Genomic DNA, 16,751 nt, shown 5'->3' with positions numbered 1-16,751 from the left:
CCAAAAAGCGGAGTTCCGGACTCGCCGCCAACGGCGAGTGGCGCTCTTTAAGCGAGACAGGAGTATTTCGCGTGTTATCCCGTTCCCTTATTGCCGTTGCGGTGGCCTCGGTCATCGCCCAGGCCTCCGCGCATGCCGACGAAAGTTCGTCGACCCCCGAGGCCACCACCAAGCTGGAGACCGTGCTGGTCACCGGCGCCCGCGGAAACAACCGCACCCTGCTGGATTCCCCCGTCCCGGTGGATGTGCTCACGGCGCAGGACCTGCAATCCACCGGCGCCGTCGGCGGCGAACTGGGCCAGGCCCTGGCGACGCTACTGCCGTCCTTCAACTTCCCGCGCCAGTCCAACTCCGGTGGCGCCGACCACGTGCGCGCCGCCCAGTTGCGCGGCATGAGCCCGGACCAGGTGCTGGTGCTGATCAACGGCAAGCGCCAGCACACCTCGGCGCTGGTCAACGACTCCTCGAAGATCGGCCGCGGCACCGCGCCGGTGGACTTCAACTCGATCCCCATCAGCGCCATCAAACGCATCGAAGTACTGCGCGACGGCGCCGGGGCGCAGTACGGCTCCGACGCCATCGCCGGGGTGATCAACATCATCCTCGACGATGCCCCCGAAGGCGGCGAGGTCACCACCAGCTACGGCGCCTACCACACCCACCAGGACGCCATCGGCAAGACCACCACCGACGGGCAGAACTCCTACACCGCGGCCAAGGCCGGCACGCGGCTGGGCGAAGACGGCTTCATCCGTGGCGGTGCCGAGTTCATCAACCGCGAGCCGACCAACCGCGCCGGCTACGATGGCTTCGCCGATACCCCCGGCCAGCGCAACTACGTGATGGGCGATGGCCTGGCACGTGACGTCAACGCCTGGTTCAACGGCGACCTCGCCCTGGGCGGCGGCAAGCTCTACTCCTTCGGCCTGTACAACGAGCGCCACACCACCGGCGCGGAGTTCTACCGCTACCCGGACGAACACCCGGAGATCTACCCCAACGGCTACCTGCCGCAGTCCCTGGGCGACAACACTGACCTGTCCGCAACAGTCGGCTACAAGGGCCTGATCGCCGAGACCTGGGATTACGACGCCAGCGTCACCCACGGCCGCAACCGCTTCGAATCCTCGACCCGGCGCACCCTCAACGCATCGCTCGGCGAAGACACGCCGACCCGCTTCGACACCGGCGACTACGAGCTGCGCCAGAGCGTCGCCAACCTCGACCTCAGCCGCGAGCTGAGCCTTGCCGGGCGGCCATTCGTGCTCGCGCTCGGTGGCGAGTACCGCTACGAAAACTACATCACCACCGCCGGCGACGAGGCCTCGTACTACGGCGTCGGGGCGGATGGCGCGGCGGGCCTGCGTCCCAGCGAAGAGTCGGACATCGACCGCAACGTCTTCGGCACCTACATCGACCTGTCGGGCGACCTCACCGACCAGTTCTTCGTCGACGCCGCTGCGCGCTGGGAGCGCTACGACGACGCCGGCAGCAAGCTCACCGGCAAGCTCAGCGGGCGCTACCAGCTGACCCCGGTGCTGGCCCTGCGCGGCGCGGCGTCCACCAACTTCCGCGCGCCGTCGCTGGCCCAGGTCGGCTTCCAGAACACCACCAGCAACTTCGGCGACGGCGGCACGCTGACCGACATTCGCGTGCTCTCGGTGAACGACCCGATCGCCCGCGCGCTGGGCGCGGAGAAGCTCGACCCGGAGACCTCGAAGAACTTCAGCCTGGGCCTGACCGCGCAGCTCAACGAGCGCTTCGACCTGTCCTTCGACGTGTTCCGCATCGACGTCGACGACCGCATCACCCTGTCCCAGCGCATCGGCAGCGACGCCATGGAGCAGTTCATCCAGGACAACTTCGGCGTGGCCGGCGTGCATGACGTGAACTTCTTCACCAACGCCGCCGACACCCGCACCGATGGCGCCGAGCTGGTACTCAACTACCACCAGCCCTTCGTCGGCGGCCAGTTGGGCGTGACCACCGCATACACCTACAACCACACCAAGGTGCGCAGCACCAAGGCCACTCCGCAGCAGCTCTCCAACCTGGGTATCGGCGAGGACGCGCTGGTGGGCGTTGAGGAACGCAACACCCTGACCGACGCCGCGCCCCGGGATCGCTTCATCCTCACCACCACCTGGAGCGATGCGCAGTGGAACCTGCTCGGCCGCCTGACCCGGCAGGGCGAGACCACTCGCGTGTTCGACTTCGGCGATGGTTACCACCCGGAGCAGACCTACGGCGCGGTATGGCAGCTGGATGCCGAGGTGGCCTACAAGTTCACCCCGCAGTTCAGCCTGGCGGTGGGCGGCAACAACCTCACCGACAACTACCCGGAACGCTCCAGCTCCGAGATCAACTACGGCGGCAACCTGCCGTACGACGTGCTCTCGCCGATCGGCTCCAACGGCGCGTACTACTACGCCCGCGCGAGCTATTCGTTCTGATCTGCGCTTTTGAAAATCCAGGGGCCGCATCGCGGCCCTTACTACTTCCGGAGCCAATTCATGGCTGACAACTTCGCCGCTGACAAGCCGGCCGGCCCGCGCCGGCACCTGGGCGCCGTCCACGCGCTGCTGCTGACGCTGGGCATGGTTATCACCAGCGACATCCTCAAGACCGCGCCCACCGTGGCGCTCAACGTCGGCCAGGAGCACTTCTACCTGGTGTGGATTCTCGGCGGCCTGCTGTCAATGGTCGGCGCCCTGTGCTACGTGGAGATGGCCTCGGCTTTCGCCCATCCCGGTGGCGACTACCACTTCCTCGAACGCGCCTACGGCCAGCGAGTGGGCTTCCTGTTCGCCTGGTCGCGCTTCGCCATCCTGCATACCGGCTGGATCGCGCTGATGGCCTTCCTCTTCGCCGATCACTTCAGCGCCTTGCTCGGCCTCGGCCAATTGGGCAACGTACTGCTGGCCGGTGGATTGGTCGCCGCGCTGGTGGCGTTGAATCTCATTGGCTGGCGCGTGAGCTTCGGCACCCAGGCCGGCCTGGTGGTGCTGGTCGCTGCCGGCTTCCTGGGGATCGTCGGCGCCGGCCTGTGGCTGGAGTGGCGCGGCTTCGTGCCGCCCGTTGCGCCGCCGGTGGAGCCGGAGCAGGTTGGCCTGGCCGGATTTTCCGCCGCGCTGATCTACGTCTTCCTCGCCTTCGGTGGCTGGAGCGATGCGGCCACGCTGTCGGCAGAACTGCGCGACAACCGCCGGGGCATCTTCACTGCCATGCTCGGCGCGCTGGCGGCCCTGCTGCTGATCTATCTGGCGCTGAACTGGGCGTTCATTCGCGGGCTGGGTTTCGACGGCCTCGCCGCCAGCGGTGCGCCGGCGCTGGAACTGCTCGGGCTGGCCTTCGGCGCGCCGGGTATCGGCCTGATCATGGCAGTGGTGGTGGTGTCCGCCGTCGCCAGCATCAACTCCACGCTGATCGTCGGCAGCCGCACCACCTACGCCGCCGCCAGCGATGTGCCGGCGCTGCGGGTGCTCGGCCGCTGGGACGTGCGCCACGGCGTACCGCGCGCCGCACTGCTGGCCGAGGGGCTGGTGGCGCTGCTGCTGATCGCGGTCGGCGGCTGGAGCGGCCACGGCTTCAACACCATGGTGGAGTACATGACACCGGTGTACTGGCTGTTCCTCAGCCTGAGCAGCGTGGCGCTGATCGTCCTGCGCCGCCGCCACCCGGAAGTGCCCCGGCCGATCCGCGTGCCGCTCTACCCATGGCTGCCGCTGGGCTTCCTCGCGGTGTGCCTGTACATGCTGTATTCCAGCGTCGCCTTTGTCGGTTGGGGCGCGCTGCTCGGTGTGGGTGTACTGGCGCTGGGCGCGGTGCTGCAACTGCTGCTGCGTTCGCGCACGGCGTCGTCTGCCAGCTGGCAGGAGGAGGGCGCCTGATGCGCAGGAAACGCTTGTGGCGCAATGGCGCCATCGTCGTGGTGCTGGCGGCGTTGATCGGCCTGTGGCTGAACGAGCCGGCAGCCAATAGCGCCAGCGGTGGCGAAGCCAGCGGCCGGCGCATGCTGCGCACCGAGCTGTACCTGGAGGCGGTGGAACTGTCGCAGTGGGAGGATTTCCTCGCCCGCGAGGTGACGCCGCGTTTCCCCGATGGCCTCAGCTGGCTCGACCTGCACGGCCAGTGGCGCGGCCCCAGTGGCGGGCCGGAGAAGTTGCCGTCGCGGATGCTGATCCTCATCCACGCCGACAACCCCTACACCCGCCAGGCGCTGGCGCAGATCGGTGCCGACTTCAAGCAGCGCTTCGGCACCGCGGTGCTGCGGGTCAGCAGCCCGGTGCGCGCCCGCGACCCGGACTGGACGCCGCAGCGCCTGGACAACCCTCAGCTGTCGCGCTGAAGCCCGGCCTCGATCAGGTCGAGCATGTAGCGCGGCAGGGCGAATGCCGCCTGGTGTACCTCGGGGGTGTAGTAGCGGGTCACTAGTCCGCTTTTCGCAAAGCGCTGGCGCAGGGTTTCCAGGTCGGTGCGGCGGACCTTCTCGCTGTTCGACGCCCAGCCGAAGGCCATGCTGCCGCCGATGTAGGTTGGCACCGCGGCATGGAAGAAACCCCAGTCGGCGAAATTGTCCGCGAGCCGCCGCGCCGTGCCGCCCAGCTCTTCGGGCTGGAGGAAGGGCACGCCATTCTGCGTGGCAAGGATGCCGCTGGCACCGAGGCGTTGCTGGCAGTTGCGGTAGAAGGCGTCGGTGAACAGGCTCGCCGCGGGGCCGCCCGGATCAGTCGAATCGCAGAGGATCAGGTCGAAACTCTCCCGGCTCTGCGCGAGGTATTCCAGGCCGTCGGCGTAGATCAATCGCAGGCGCGGGTCGTCCAGCGCACCGGCCGAGTGATTCGGTAGTAGCTCGCGGCACAGGTCGACCACCTGCGGGTCGATCTCCACCGCGACGATTGCCTCGATACCGGCATGCCGCACGATCTCCCGCAGGATGCCACCATCGCCCACGCCGATCACCAGCACGCGGCGTACTGCGCCATGGGCGAGAATCGGCACGTGGGCGAGCATCTCGTGGTAGACGAACTCGTCGGCCTCGGTGGTCTGCACCACACCATCCAGCGTCAGCACGCGGCCGAAGAGTCGATTGCGGAATACCTGCACGGCCTGTTGGCCGGTGTTGCCCTGGTAGATCGGCTCATCAACGCTCAGCGCCTGCGCGTAACCCTCGTACAGCGTTTCGCGGAATTCGCTCATCAGAAGGACACCTGAGCCGGTTGCGACAGCCGCAGCACGGAAAGGTCGCCGGTGATGCGCTTCCACGCCAGGCGGATCGCCTCGATGTCCTGGCCACGCGCGGCAGTGTCTTCATGCAGGATCACGATCACCTTGGTGCTCAGCCGCTCCGGCGCCGGCGCGCCGTGGTCACGCCACTGGCCGTACGCGTCGTAGGCGGTGAAGCCGTCCGGGAAGCGCGGCGTCACTTCCTGGTCGAGGAACTGCCGCCAGCGCTGCTCGCTTATCTTTTCCTTGCCGTCCTCCTGGCCCAGCGCGAAATACAGCTCGGTGCGTAGCCACTGCGCCTGCGCCGGCCGCGTGGGGTCGCCCTGCAGAGTGGAAGTGGAAGCGTTGGTGGTATGGACAGAAGGAGCGGGCGGGGTGGCGCAGCCAAACAGCGCCAGGGCGAGGCTGGCGGCGAGCAGGTGGCGGAGCATGGGACTTCCTTGCGATGGGATGACAGTTGGACCAAACCGCCACTATAGAAGCTCGTCTGTTATTTCCTTAAATATTAAAAACGCATTCTCATATGCCGGAATTCGAGGCTCGTGAATTGGCATGGAAACGCTCTAGGACGCGGATAGCCGCCCGAAGCGAAGTTTTTGCGAGCTGGTTAGATTCAATATTCACTACGGTTCTTTACTAAGCACTGGATGAGATATCCATGTTGCCGAAATTCACTTCGAGGATTCTTTTAACGCCGTTAAAACGTCGCAATTGAAATCATGACGAACAACGCCGCCATCATCGAACCAGAACCGCGAGAAGGCACGCCAGAAACCTCCGTTTCCCCGCCATCTTGTCCCGCCGCCGCGCCTTCCTAGAATCGGCCCCATTCGCAGCACTTCATTCCAATCGATTCAGGGAGCTCCACCATGATGAACGCCATGCAGATGCCGATGAACACCAACGCCATGATGCCGATGATGGGCATGCCGATGATGATGGCGACCATGGAGTGCGAGATGCTCGACGACGGCATGATGTGCCGCATGAAGCCGGCCATGGGCATGGAAATGGCCATGTTCCGCAACAGCGCCGAGATGATGGCGATGATGATGAACTGCGGCATGCCGATGATGATGCACTGCGGTAACCTGATGATGATGGGAATGTCCCAGCCCGCCATGGCCATGATGCCGATGATGGGCATGATGAACCCGATGATGCAGATGCCGATGATGGGCATGAACATGGGCATGCCCGCCATGAAGTGCATGATGGAGTGCTCCATGCAGGGCGACATGATGCTGTGCAAGATGATGCCCATGCAGGGCATGAGCATGGACATGCTGAAGAACTGCTGCATGCTGATGAACAAGATGATGGACTGCGGCATGCCCATGATGATGAGCTGCAACGGCATGCCGATGATGTGCTGCACCTGCTGATCGCGGGGCGTTGAATGAGAAAGGCTCGGCGGGGGAACCTGCCGGGCCTTTTATATTTTGCCTGGCAACTCAGTCCAGCCGTTCGGCGTAGGTGGTGACGAGGTAGGCGACGGCCTCGCTGTCCGACGGGTTGCGGTAGCTGTGCGGCTGGTCGGCGTAGAACAGGATGGAGTCGCCGGTGCCGAGAAGGAAGCGCTCCTCGTTCACGCTGATTTCCAGCACGCCCTGGGCCACTACCAGGTTTTCCTGGGTGCCCGGCGCATGGCCGGTGGAGTGTTCGATGGCCAGGCCCTTCAGGCGCAGTTCGTAGAATTCCACCTGGCGCGAGACGTCGAAGGGGAACAGTGCGCGGCTGACGAAGGCGCCGTCGCCGCTGACCAGGCGTTTGCTGTCGCGCGCGGGCAGAACGGCCACGCCTTCGAAGGCGCGGTCGTCGAGGAAGGCGGCAACCGAGACCTTCAGGCCCTGGGCGATCTTGCACAGTACCTTGATCGACGGGACGCTGCGGCCGGACTCGATCTGCGCGAGCATGGTGCGGCTCACGCCGCAGAGGCGGGCCAAGCCATCGAGGGAGAGGTTGCGCTTGGCGCGCAGGCGCAGCAGGTTGCTGGCGACCCGCTCGCCGATGGGGTCTTCGGTGGTGCCGGGCGTGGCGTCGAACTCCACGGCCGGCAGCTCCGTGGAAAGCGACAGGCCCACGATCAGGCCTCGCGGCGGCCGCTGTCGCGGCTCTGCTGGACGATCTGCAAGGCGTCGTAGCCGGCACGCTGCGCGTACAGCATCCACATCAGCTCGGCCTGGCGGCGTGCCTGGCGGCGCGTGCGGTGGCGGGCGAGGTCGATGATGTTGTCGGTGCGGTCCATGGCGGCTCCAGAAGGCTTTGGGACAAGCCGTTAGTGGTGAGTTGGAGCTAGCCTAGCGTTGATCCTGTTAGAACCAGAAATACTGAATTAGCATTTGTTAATTACTTATTCGGCTATTGGCGGTCGTGACGGAAAATCCGCCTGCACGGCCACCGATACGGCGTCCGGCCGCCAGAATTCCTGGTCGAATTCCACCAGCAGGCCGTCCTCGGCGTAGTTCAGGCGTTCCAGCACCAGGTTGCTGGCGCCGGAGGCCAGTTGCAGCAGCTCGGCGTGATCGTCATTCACTGTGCCCAGGCGCAGGTTCAGCGTGCAGCGCGTCTGCACCTTGCCGAAGCGCTCGCGCAACAGCGTGGTCAACGAACGATCCAGCCGCGCATCCAGCAACTCCGGGCACCAGCTGGCGAGCAGGGTGTTGATCTCCACCAGCACTGGGCGGCCGTCGATCAGCCGGCGGCGGTGCAGGCGGAAGACGGGCTCGTCCGGCGAGGGGAGGTTCATCCGCGCGGCCAGCCAGGCGCCGGCGCGGCGGCGTTCGGCGCTCAGGCATTCAGTCAGCGGCTCGCGGCCTTGCAGGCGCACGTAGTCCATGAAGCTGACCAGCCGCGTTGGGTCGTAGTCGATGCGTGGTGGGCTGAGGTACCAGCCGCGGCGGTTCTCGCGGTAGATCAGGCCTTCGGTTTCCAGCTGTTGCAGGGCCTGGCGCAAGGTCACGCGGGTGCATTCGAAGCGCTCGGCGAGGTCGCGCTCGGGTGGCAGCTTCTGTCCGGCGAGGAAGCGCCCCTGGGCGATGTCCGCGGCCAACTGGTCGCGGATACGCGCGTAGTGCGGCGGGATGGCCTGGTAGAGCATGACGGTCCTCAGGAGTTGCCGGCCAGTGCCGGAGCGCTGGGCGGTTCGTCATGCAGCTCGCGCTGCCAGGCCAGCAGGCCGTAAATCGCCAGCATCACGAAGCCGGCGTAGAGCCCGGCGGTGAGGTACAGCGCCTTGTAGAGGAAGACCCCGGTGTAGAGCACGTCGAGGATGATCCACAGCCACCAGCTGGCGACGTATTTGCGCGCCGCCCAGAAGCTCGCCACCAGGCTGAAGGCGGTCAGCGCGGCGTCCATCCAGGGCAGGGCGGCGTCGGTGTGGGTGTGCATCGCCCAGCCAAGGGCGAAGGCGCCCACGGCACCGGCCAGGCAACTGGTGATAGCGGTGGAGAGGGGCAGGCGTTCGACGCGCACCTTGCCGTGGTCGCTGCCGCCCTTGCTCCACTGCCACCAGCCATAGAACTGCAGGACCACGAAGACCAGTTGCAGGAGCATGTCGGAGTAGAGCTTCACGCTGAAGAAGATCCAGGCGTAGAGCAGCACCGCCACCACGTTCACCGGCCAGCACCAGCGGATGCGCCTTGCAGTGAGCCAGACGCCGAGTACGTTGACGATCACCGCGATGATTTCCAGAGCAGACATTCGCGCTTACCTCAGAAGTTGACGCTCGCCGTCAGGCGAGCCGTGCGCGGCGCACCCTGGAACAGGTAGCCGTCGCCGAAATATTCACCGACATCGCGCCAGTAGCGCTTGTCGAACAGGTTGTCGACGCTCAGCCGCAGCACGGTCGGGTAGTCGCCGATGCGGGTGCTGAAGCGTGCGCCGGCGTCATACACGGTGTAGCCGCCGACTTCTACTGCGCCATCGCGGTCAGCATATTTGGCGCCGCTGTAGCGCGCCGCGCCCAGCAGCGAAAGCCCCGGCACTTCGGCCAACGCGTAGTCCGCCTGCAGGCTCGCGCGCAGGCGCGGGACGTTGATCGCCTGGTGGCCTTCGTAATCGTCCGTGCCGCTGTTCACCACCCGCGAACGGATCGCCGCGAGGCTGCCGCTCAATTGCAGCGCGGAGGTTACCCGGCCACTGGCGGACAACTCCAGCCCGCTGTTCTTCTGCTGGCCCTGCTGTACGTAGGTGAAGCTGCCGTCGCCGTTGGGTCGGGCGAACTGGTAGGCCTGGTGAATCTGGAACAGCGCGGCGCTCCAGTCGAAGCCGGCCAGCTCCTGCTTGATGCCGAATTCCACCTGGCGCGAGGAGGTGGGCGCCAGGGTGTCGCCGGCGTTGCTGGCAAACCAGGGGGCCTCGCCGCCCAGGGACAGGCCCTTGCTGTAGCTGCCGTAGATGGAGATGTCCGCACGCGGCTTGAAGATCACCGCGCCGTTGGGCAGGAACTCCGCGCGGCGGGTATGCCGGGTGGTGTCGCCCTCGCTGTCGAAGGTGCGTTCGTCCAGGCGCACCTGGCGCCCGCCCAGCACGACCTGCCATTGGTCATTGAAGGAGATGCGGTCGCTGGCGAACAGGCCGTACTGGCGGCTGTCGAGGTGGCGGTAGCTGTGGCCGGGCTCGCCGTCGAAAGGCTCCACGGCGCCGATGCCGGTGTAGATGTTGCCGGTGCCGACCCACTCGTTGAGTTCCGGGCGGCTGTCCAGCACACGGCGGAAGGCCGAGGTGCCGACGGTCAGCTCGTGGCGCAACCAGCCGGTGGCGAACTGGCCGTGCAGGGCGGCTTCCAGTTCGTCGTTGCGGCGGGTGTCGTCGGGGCTGCGGAAGTCGTAGAGGTCGTAGTCGCCTTCGGGGCTGAAGTAGTTCGGCACGGCGGAATCGGCGCAGCTGGCCGCGCCGTAGCAGCCCCAGGGGAAGGCGCTGTAGTCGTCGATCACCACGCGGCTGCGCGAGGCGCTTAGGGTGCCGGTCCAGGCGTCGTCGAAGCGGTACTCGAAGCGCGTGTTGAGGTTCAGCGATTCGATGCGCACCGGGTCGGCCCAGCTCTGGTAGCCGATGCGGTCGTGCGGGTCGATGTCGTGGGGCAGCTGCGTACCGCCGAGCAACTGGTAGCCGGGTGCTGAGGGCTGGCGACGGTTCTGGTATTCGGCGTCGAATTGCCAGAGAGCGTTGGGCGAGAGGTTCCAGTCCAGTGCCAGGGAGGCGAAGTCGCGCTGGCCGTCGGTGTGGTCGATGTAGGAGCGCAGGTCGTCGTGGGCGAGGTTGACCCGCACGCCAACCGTCTGCTCGCTATCCAGCCAGGCGCCGACGTCGGTGGCGATGTAGCGGCCACCCTCATCGTCGGTGCCCAGCGTCACCGAGCGCACGTCCTGCGGGCGCTTGGTGACGTAGTTGATCACCCCGCCGGGCTCGGACACGCCGCTCTGCAGGCCGGACAAGCCCTTGAGCACTTCGACCTGTTCCTTGTTCTCCAGCGCCACGTTCTGCTCGCCGGTGATGGTGCGGCCGTTGATCTTGTAGCTGCTGGCGGCGTTGAGCGAGTAGCCGCGGATCTCGAAATTCTCGTAGTAGCCCACCGGTGCGTAGGCCTCGCCGGTGGAGGCGTCGTTCTTCAGCACATCGCTGAGCAGGCGTGCCTGCTGGTCCTTGAGCAGCGCCTGGTTGAACACCGAGATGGAGGCGGGCGTATCGAGCAACGGTGCCTCGCTGAAGCCGCCGACCGAGGCGCGGCCGCTGGCGTAGCTCTCGGTGTCGTGGCCGATCACCGTTACGGTGTCCAGGGTCGTGGCGTCTTCGGCGTGGCCGGGGCCGCTGGCCAGCAGCACGGTCAGGGTCAGCAGGCTGAGGGGAAATCGCGTGCGCGCGGGGCGCGGCAGGTACTGCATGGAACGCTCCTGAAAATCGCCGGGGCGTGCGCCGGGAATGCACGGGGCCGAGCCCCTCCCGCGCGAAACGGATGGCCTTGGATGTGAAACGTGAGTGCCCGCGAACGGGCGGTCAGGCCGGAGCTGCTCCGGTGGTCAATGGCAGGGTCGGCTCTGCGGCCCACTCCTGCAGCGAGCCGTCGTAGATCGCGACCCGGGTTTCCCCGGCCAGCGTCAGGGCGAGGGCCAGGGCGGCGGCGGAAATGCCGCCGCCGCAGTAAAGCAGCAGCGGCGCTTCGGCCTGTCGCAGCCCGGCAAGGGCCTCGTCCAGAGCCGCGCCGCGCCGGTAGCAGCCGTCGTCGTCGAACAGACTGCGCGCGGGCAGGTTGGCGCTGCCGGGGATGTGCCCACGGCGCGCGTAACGGGTGACGGCGCTGCCGTCGAAGAGGGCGGCGGACAGGGCGCAGACCAGCGTGCCAGGAGACGCTCCTGCGACGACTTTCTCGACGTCGTGGCGGTCGATCCAGAAGCCGTCCCGGTACTTCGCCGGGGCCGACAGCGTCCCGATTGCCGTCAGGGAAGATTCGCCTTGTTCCAGCGAATATCCGGCGGCGATCCAGGCACGTAGTCCACCATCCAGCACGGCTGCATCAATGCCCAGGCTGCGCAACATCCACCACAGGCGCGCGGCCCAGAAACCGTCGCTGCGGTCATAGATCACCACCAGCGAGTCGTCGTCCACACCGAGTGCCTGCAAGGTGCCCATCGCCACTTGCGGGTCGGGCAGGGCGAAGCTGAAGGAGGAGTGCGGATCGGCCAGCTCGTCCAGCAGGTCCGCATGGCGTGCGCCGCGAATGTGCCCGGCGAGCCAGCCGTCGTGGCCGCTCTTTACGCGGTAGTCGCCATCGAATTCAGGGGCGGCCAGTTCCACGCTGGCGTCCAGCAGGCACAGGCGCGGGTTGTCCAGCGCGGCGGCCAGCCAGTGCGCGGTGACCAGAGGTTCGCTCATCTCATTTCACCGTCGCGGCCAGTTGGCGAATGTGATTGAGCAAACGCTGCCCTTCGGCTTCGAGGAACCAGCGGGTGTGGCCGATCAGGTAATTGTCGTAGGCCAGCGAGGCGCTCTCGGCCGAGCCGAGGATGCCGTGGAAGTAGATGACCTCGGACAGAGCAAAATCCGCATGCACCAGTGGCAGCAGCGCAGCCAGGGCGAGCAGGTCGTCGCGGCTCAGTGGGCGCACGCTGGCGTAGCCCTGCAGCAGGGCGGCCAGTGCATCGAGGTCGGCGACGGCGGAGCGGCCCTGGTCCAGCTCCAGCCAGGGCACCAGGTTGCGCTCGATGGCGGTGGCCAGGTCGAACAGCGCGAAGCTGCGGTCGCTCAGGCCGAAGTCCAGCACCGAGACCACCTGCGCCTGCGGGCCGTCCTCGCTCCACAACAGGTTGGAGGCATGCCAGTCGTTGTGCGTCCAGAGTGCCGGCTGGCGCTGCAGGTAGGGCAGTAGCTCGCGTTGCAGCGGCAGGTGCAGTTCGCTGAGCGTTTCCTTCCAGGGGCGCGCTTGCAGGTACTCGGCGAGGGCGGGTGCCTGGGCGAAGGTCGCTTCGATGGCGGCCAGCGGGGCCGGCGTGCCGAACAGGTTGAGGTTGCTGACCAGCACACCGGCGCTGCGCGAGGGCGCGTCGAAACTTTCGGCGGCGCGGTGCAGTTTCGCCAGCGCGGCGCCAGCGGCGAAGGCATGGGTGTTGTGCTGGAACGGTGTCCAGGACAGCGCGTCGCGGTACAGGTCGAGGCCTTCCGCCTTCTGGTGGACTTCATAGGTCCAGCCGTCGCGCTCGATGGCGCTGCGATCGTGCCGATCCCGCAATACCTGCGCGACCGACGCGCCGTGGCGGGCCAGGTGAGCGAGGAACGCGTGCTCTTCCTCAAGCCACGCGGCGCTGCGCACGCTGGGGTGATGGCGCTTGACGAACAGCGGCCCGCTGGCGGTCTCCACCAGCGCGGCGGCGGAGAAGGGCCGTGGGCTGTGCCAGCTCAGGCGGGCCTCGTCGCCGGCCTGCGGGAAGTCTTGTAGCAGCGCGGCGACCTCCGCTTCGGTCAGCGCCGGCCAGTCGGCTTCCACCGGCTCCAGGCCCATGCCATGGCTCAGGCGCTTCGTCATGCTGGGTTCTCCACTTGCCAGGCATTGCTGGTGGCGCCGCGCCAGACTTCCGGGTCGCGCAGTACGCCGTATTCATGCAGCCACTGGGCATAGGGCTGCAGCAGTTCTTCGCGCTGTTCGCCCCAGCGGCCCTGATGCAGCCAGCTGGGCGCGATGCGCCGCAGGGATTCTGCCAGCATCTCGCGGGGAAAGTAGGGAATGGTGCGCTCGTAGACCGGTAGTGCAGCCTCTGGCTCCGCTGCTGCGGCGAGGAAACCTCGTGCGGTGACTGCAAGGAAACGCCGCGCGATGTCGGGGTTGGCATCGAGCCAGTCATCACGCGCGCCCAGCAGATAGCTGTGGTAGGGCGGCGCGCCGATCTCGTCCACCGGCAGCACCACGCGGCGCTCATCGGCGATGGGGCTTGGCAGCAGCGCTTCCCAGGCCCAGTAGCCGCCGAAGCTGGCGTCGGCCAGGCCGGCGGCCAGGTCTTCGGGGCGCAGCTCGCGGAAGCCGGCGTCCACCAGTTCCACCGCATCGGGGTCGCCGCCGTCCTGGCTCACCAGGTGGCGCACCATGGCCAGGCCGCGCGGCGTCGGGTTGAGCGCCAGGCGCTTGCCCTGCAGGTCGCGGGGGCGACGGATGCCGCTGTCGGTGAGGGTCTGGATCGATTCCAGGCCGCGATGGTTGATCGCCGCCACGCCGATCAGTGGCTGGCCGAGTTCACGGCGCACCAGCAGGCGATTGCTGGGGAACACGCCGAACGCCGCGGCGCCGCGCATCAGGTGGTCGAGGGTGTCGCCGTGGTAGGGGTCGTGCACCACCAGTTCCACGTCCAGCCCCGCCTCGCGGTACCAGCCGCGTTCGCGGGCGAGGTAGAAGCCGGCCGAATTGGGCCAGGGGTGGAAGTATTCGAGCATGACCCTCAGGGCGAACATGAAGCCTTTCTCCAAAACGGCCAGCGGCCGATGACTGCGATGGGGCGTATTGCAAGGCAGAACAATTGGTATATACCAATATGAATTTCACAGGTTTTTATAACCTTAGCGAATAATAACTTCTCGGCAGCGGGCGGCGGGCAGATAGCTGTGCGCGAGGAGCCGTCGCTGCGATGGATCGCTCTGGCGCGGGCGTGCGCGAGTTATGACCTCATGCGATTAAGGTATTTCTAGCAGCAGGTGAGCATGGCTAGAGTGGCGGCCTCTTCCAACAGCACCGGCGCTCGCATGACTGACACCCGCCAGCAACTCACCCGGCAGATCATCGACGCCGGCCGCTTCCTCTACGGTCGTGGCTGGTCGCCGGCCACCAGCAGCAACTATTCCACGCGCCTGGCCGCCGACCGTGCGCTGCTGACCGTTTCGGGCAAGCACAAGGGCCAGCTCGGCGAGGACGATGTGCTGGAGACCGATCTGGCCGGCAACAGTCTCGAACCGGGCAAGAAGCCCTCGGCGGAAACCCTGCTGCACACCCAGCTCTACGCCTGGCGCCCGGAGATCGGCGCGGTGCTGCACACCCACTCGGTGAACGCCACCGTGCTGTCGCGCCTGACCGCGGGCGACCGCCTGGAGCTGGAAGACTACGAATTGCAGAAAGCCTTTTCCGGGGTTACCACCCACGAAGGCCGCGTCACCGTGCCCATCTTCGACAACGACCAGGACATCGCCCGCCTGGCGGCCAAGGTGCAGGCCTGGCTGGATGCGCACCCGGATTGCCCCGGCTACCTGATTCGCGGTCATGGCCTGTACACCTGGGGCGCACACATGAGCGATGCGCTGCGCCAGGTGGAGGCGTTCGAGTTCCTGTTCGAGTGCGAGCTGAAGGTGCTGAGCCTGCGTGGCGCTCGAAGCTAGGAGGATTCGACCTCGGCGGGGTGGAAGCCGACCACGCGGTTGCGTCCGCCATTCTTTGCCTGGTACAGCGCGCTGTCGGCGGATTGCAGCAGCTCGGCCCAGTTGGCCGGGCTGAAGCGTGAGGTGCTGGCGACGCCGATGCTCAGGGTGAGTACGCCCAGCGGGCCGTGTTCGTGCGGTACGGCGAGCCCCTGCAGGCTGGCGCGGATGTGTTCGGCCAGCGCCAGGGCGTCGGCCTCTTCGCTGTCGCCCAGCAGTACGACGAACTCCTCGCCGCCGAAGCGCGCCGCACAATCGGCCGGGCGCCGGGTCCACTCGGCGATCACCTGGGCCACGGTCCTGAGCGCCGCATCGCCGGCGGGGTGACCGTAGTGGTCGTTGTAGGCCTTGAACTTGTCGATATCCATGAGCATTACCGAGAGTGCCGCACCGCTGCGCTGGTAACGCGACCACTCGTGGCCGGCGCGCAGGTCGAAGGCGCGGCGGTTGTTCAGCCCGGTCAGCGGATCGGTGCTGGCCGCCATCTGCAACTCGGCTTCCTTGCGGTCGCGCTGGCGCATCTGGCGCAGGGCGATCAGTGCCAGGCCGATCACCGTGCCATCCAGGGCGAGACCCAGCAGGGCGATCAATCCGCCGCGCCAGTACCAGTCCTCGTAGATCTCGCTGGAGGGCAGGGCCACGCTGAAAACCAACGGGTAGCCCTCCACGGGGCGGAAGTCGTGCCAGCGTTTGACGCCGTCGCTGCCGCGGTCGAAGAAGGTTTCCTCACCGCTGGCCAGGTAGTGTTCCAGCGCTCCGGCCAGGGTCCCGGTGGGCGGTGAGTCGGGCCAGCGTGCCAGCAGCGTACCGTCGCGCATGTGCAGGCTGACGGTGCCGCCTTCGCCCAGGTTGAGGCCGCTGAACAACTCGCGGAAGTAGCTCAGTTCCAGATTGGCGCCGACCACGCCGGCGAAACTGCCGTCCTCGAGCTCCAGGCGTCGGCTCAGGGCAATGCTGTTGCGGGCGTTGCTGGAGTAGGGAATGTAGGGGTGGCTGATGAGCAGCTCGTTTCCGCTCGCCTCGCGCTGCGCCTGGAAGTACTCGCGCCGGGACAGGTCGATACGCCCGGGGATTTCCTTGCCGAAGTTGAAGGTGGCTATGCCCTGGGCATTGGTGATGAACATCGAGCCCATGCCATGGGTCGGTGCGGTGTAGTCCTCGAGCAGCGATTGGCGTACCTCGCCGGAGAGTGCGCGCACCTCGGGCTCGGCATGGGCATGCACGACTGCCTTCAGGCTCATGTCGTAGAGGTCGAGATTGCGCTGGATATCGCGTTGCACCAGCAGGGCGATGTTGTGGCCATTGGCGCTGGCGACTTCCAGCGCGTCGTGGCGCATTTCCAGGATGGCCCAGAGCGACAGGGCGCTGATGGCGGCAGTCAGGCCCAGGCTGCTGGCCAGGATGGTGCTGGAGCGGTGGATCGGCATGCCGGTGTCCATACGAAGGCGCAAGAAGAGGCGGCCGCGCGGCAGCGCGTGCCTCAAGGCATATAGCAGCAATCTGCCGGGTTGTCCGGGCACGGGCGCGAGAGTGCAGCGATTTTCGGGCAAAAAAAATGCTGCCTGGAACAGGCAGCATTCATGGGGCACGCACCATTGGTGACTGGGTTCAGTCTGCCGGCGCGAGATTAAGCT

Annotated in this window: 16 protein-coding genes; 5 read left to right on the top strand and 11 right to left on the bottom strand. The window is 66.6% G+C overall.

Annotation, left to right across the window (positions count from 1 at the left end):
• Window positions 1-71 precede the first annotated feature (71 nt).
• Genes RS899_RS14180 through RS899_RS14170 form a run of 3 tightly spaced genes read left to right on the top strand, consistent with a single transcriptional unit; the run spans window position 72 to window position 4,348 of the window.
• Window positions 72-2,453 carry a TonB-dependent receptor gene (locus RS899_RS14180; protein WP_315810289.1) on the top strand — a complete coding sequence of 794 codons (2,382 nt, stop codon included), beginning with the start codon at window positions 72-74 and terminating at the stop codon, window positions 2,451-2,453.
• Between the two features lie 60 nt (window positions 2,454-2,513).
• The gene (locus RS899_RS14175) at window positions 2,514-3,890 is read left to right on the top strand and encodes an APC family permease (RefSeq protein ID WP_315810288.1); all 1,377 of its coding nucleotides are present in this window, start codon (window positions 2,514-2,516) and stop codon (window positions 3,888-3,890) included.
• Window positions 3,890-4,348: a DUF3574 domain-containing protein gene (locus RS899_RS14170; RefSeq protein ID WP_315810287.1), complete on the top strand. Its 459-nt coding sequence runs from the start codon at window positions 3,890-3,892 to the stop codon at window positions 4,346-4,348. Before RS899_RS14175 ends, RS899_RS14170 begins: the two co-directional genes overlap by 1 nt.
• On the opposite strand, the gene speE is transcribed toward RS899_RS14170, so the two are convergent.
• A complete protein-coding gene (speE, locus tag RS899_RS14165; RefSeq protein WP_315810286.1) occupies window positions 4,333-5,199 on the bottom strand; it encodes a polyamine aminopropyltransferase in 867 nt (288 codons plus the stop codon). The two genes, RS899_RS14170 and speE, sit on opposite strands and share 16 nt — an antisense overlap.
• Entirely contained in the window at window positions 5,199-5,657 is a 459-nt protein-coding gene (locus RS899_RS14160) for a DUF3574 domain-containing protein (protein ID WP_315810285.1), read from the bottom strand. Before RS899_RS14160 ends, speE begins: the two co-directional genes overlap by 1 nt.
• A 438-nt stretch (window positions 5,658-6,095) precedes the next feature.
• Here RS899_RS14160 and RS899_RS14155 point away from each other — a divergent pair, with 438 nt between their 5' ends.
• On the top strand, window positions 6,096-6,611 hold the full coding sequence (locus RS899_RS14155) for a hypothetical protein (RefSeq protein WP_315810284.1): 516 nt from the start codon (window positions 6,096-6,098) through the stop codon (window positions 6,609-6,611).
• 69 nt (window positions 6,612-6,680) lie between these two features.
• Here RS899_RS14155 and RS899_RS14150 read toward each other — a convergent pair whose 3' ends face one another.
• The 8 genes from RS899_RS14150 to RS899_RS14115 form a co-directional block, all read right to left on the bottom strand.
• Entirely contained in the window at window positions 6,681-7,277 is a 597-nt protein-coding gene (locus RS899_RS14150) for an XRE family transcriptional regulator (protein ID WP_315810439.1), read from the bottom strand.
• A gap of 35 nt (window positions 7,278-7,312) precedes the next feature.
• Window positions 7,313-7,474 carry a hypothetical protein gene (locus RS899_RS14145; protein ID WP_089285704.1) on the bottom strand — a complete coding sequence of 54 codons (162 nt, stop codon included), beginning with the start codon at window positions 7,472-7,474 and terminating at the stop codon, window positions 7,313-7,315.
• 105 nt (window positions 7,475-7,579) lie between these two features.
• Window positions 7,580-8,326, bottom strand: coding sequence for a UTRA domain-containing protein (locus RS899_RS14140; RefSeq protein ID WP_233297784.1), 747 nt, complete (start codon window positions 8,324-8,326; stop codon window positions 7,580-7,582).
• 8 nt (window positions 8,327-8,334) lie between these two features.
• Window positions 8,335-8,928 (bottom strand): nicotinamide riboside transporter PnuC, encoded by a 594-nt coding sequence (gene pnuC, locus RS899_RS14135; RefSeq protein WP_315810283.1) that lies wholly within the window; start codon window positions 8,926-8,928, stop codon window positions 8,335-8,337.
• A gap of 11 nt (window positions 8,929-8,939) precedes the next feature.
• On the bottom strand, window positions 8,940-11,111 hold the full coding sequence (locus RS899_RS14130) for a TonB-dependent siderophore receptor (RefSeq protein ID WP_315810282.1): 2,172 nt from the start codon (window positions 11,109-11,111) through the stop codon (window positions 8,940-8,942).
• A gap of 112 nt (window positions 11,112-11,223) precedes the next feature.
• Window positions 11,224-12,099 carry a sulfurtransferase gene (locus tag RS899_RS14125; RefSeq protein ID WP_315810281.1) on the bottom strand — a complete coding sequence of 292 codons (876 nt, stop codon included), beginning with the start codon at window positions 12,097-12,099 and terminating at the stop codon, window positions 11,224-11,226.
• A gap of 1 nt (window position 12,100) precedes the next feature.
• Window positions 12,101-13,246: a phosphotransferase enzyme family protein gene (locus RS899_RS14120; RefSeq protein WP_315810280.1), complete on the bottom strand. Its 1,146-nt coding sequence runs from the start codon at window positions 13,244-13,246 to the stop codon at window positions 12,101-12,103.
• Complete coding sequence (locus RS899_RS14115) at window positions 13,243-14,163, bottom strand: ABC transporter substrate-binding protein (RefSeq protein ID WP_315810279.1); 921 nt, start codon at window positions 14,161-14,163, stop codon at window positions 13,243-13,245. The genes RS899_RS14120 and RS899_RS14115 overlap by 4 nt, the downstream gene beginning before the upstream one ends.
• A 288-nt stretch (window positions 14,164-14,451) precedes the next feature.
• Here RS899_RS14115 and RS899_RS14110 point away from each other — a divergent pair, with 288 nt between their 5' ends.
• Entirely contained in the window at window positions 14,452-15,078 is a 627-nt protein-coding gene (locus RS899_RS14110) for a methylthioribulose 1-phosphate dehydratase (protein ID WP_315810278.1), read from the top strand.
• Here the strand turns inward: RS899_RS14110 and RS899_RS14105 are convergent.
• Complete coding sequence (locus RS899_RS14105) at window positions 15,075-16,544, bottom strand: sensor domain-containing diguanylate cyclase (RefSeq protein WP_054908558.1); 1,470 nt, start codon at window positions 16,542-16,544, stop codon at window positions 15,075-15,077. The genes RS899_RS14110 and RS899_RS14105 overlap by 4 nt on opposite strands.
• Window positions 16,545-16,751 lie beyond the last annotated feature (207 nt).

It is taken from the genome of Pseudomonas sp. C9-3, assembly GCF_032392015.1.
Lineage (GTDB): Bacteria > Pseudomonadota > Gammaproteobacteria > Pseudomonadales > Pseudomonadaceae > Pseudomonas > Pseudomonas nitroreducens.
The sequence above is the reverse complement of the archived record's forward strand: the minus strand, read 5'-3'. Positions and strand labels throughout refer to the sequence as shown.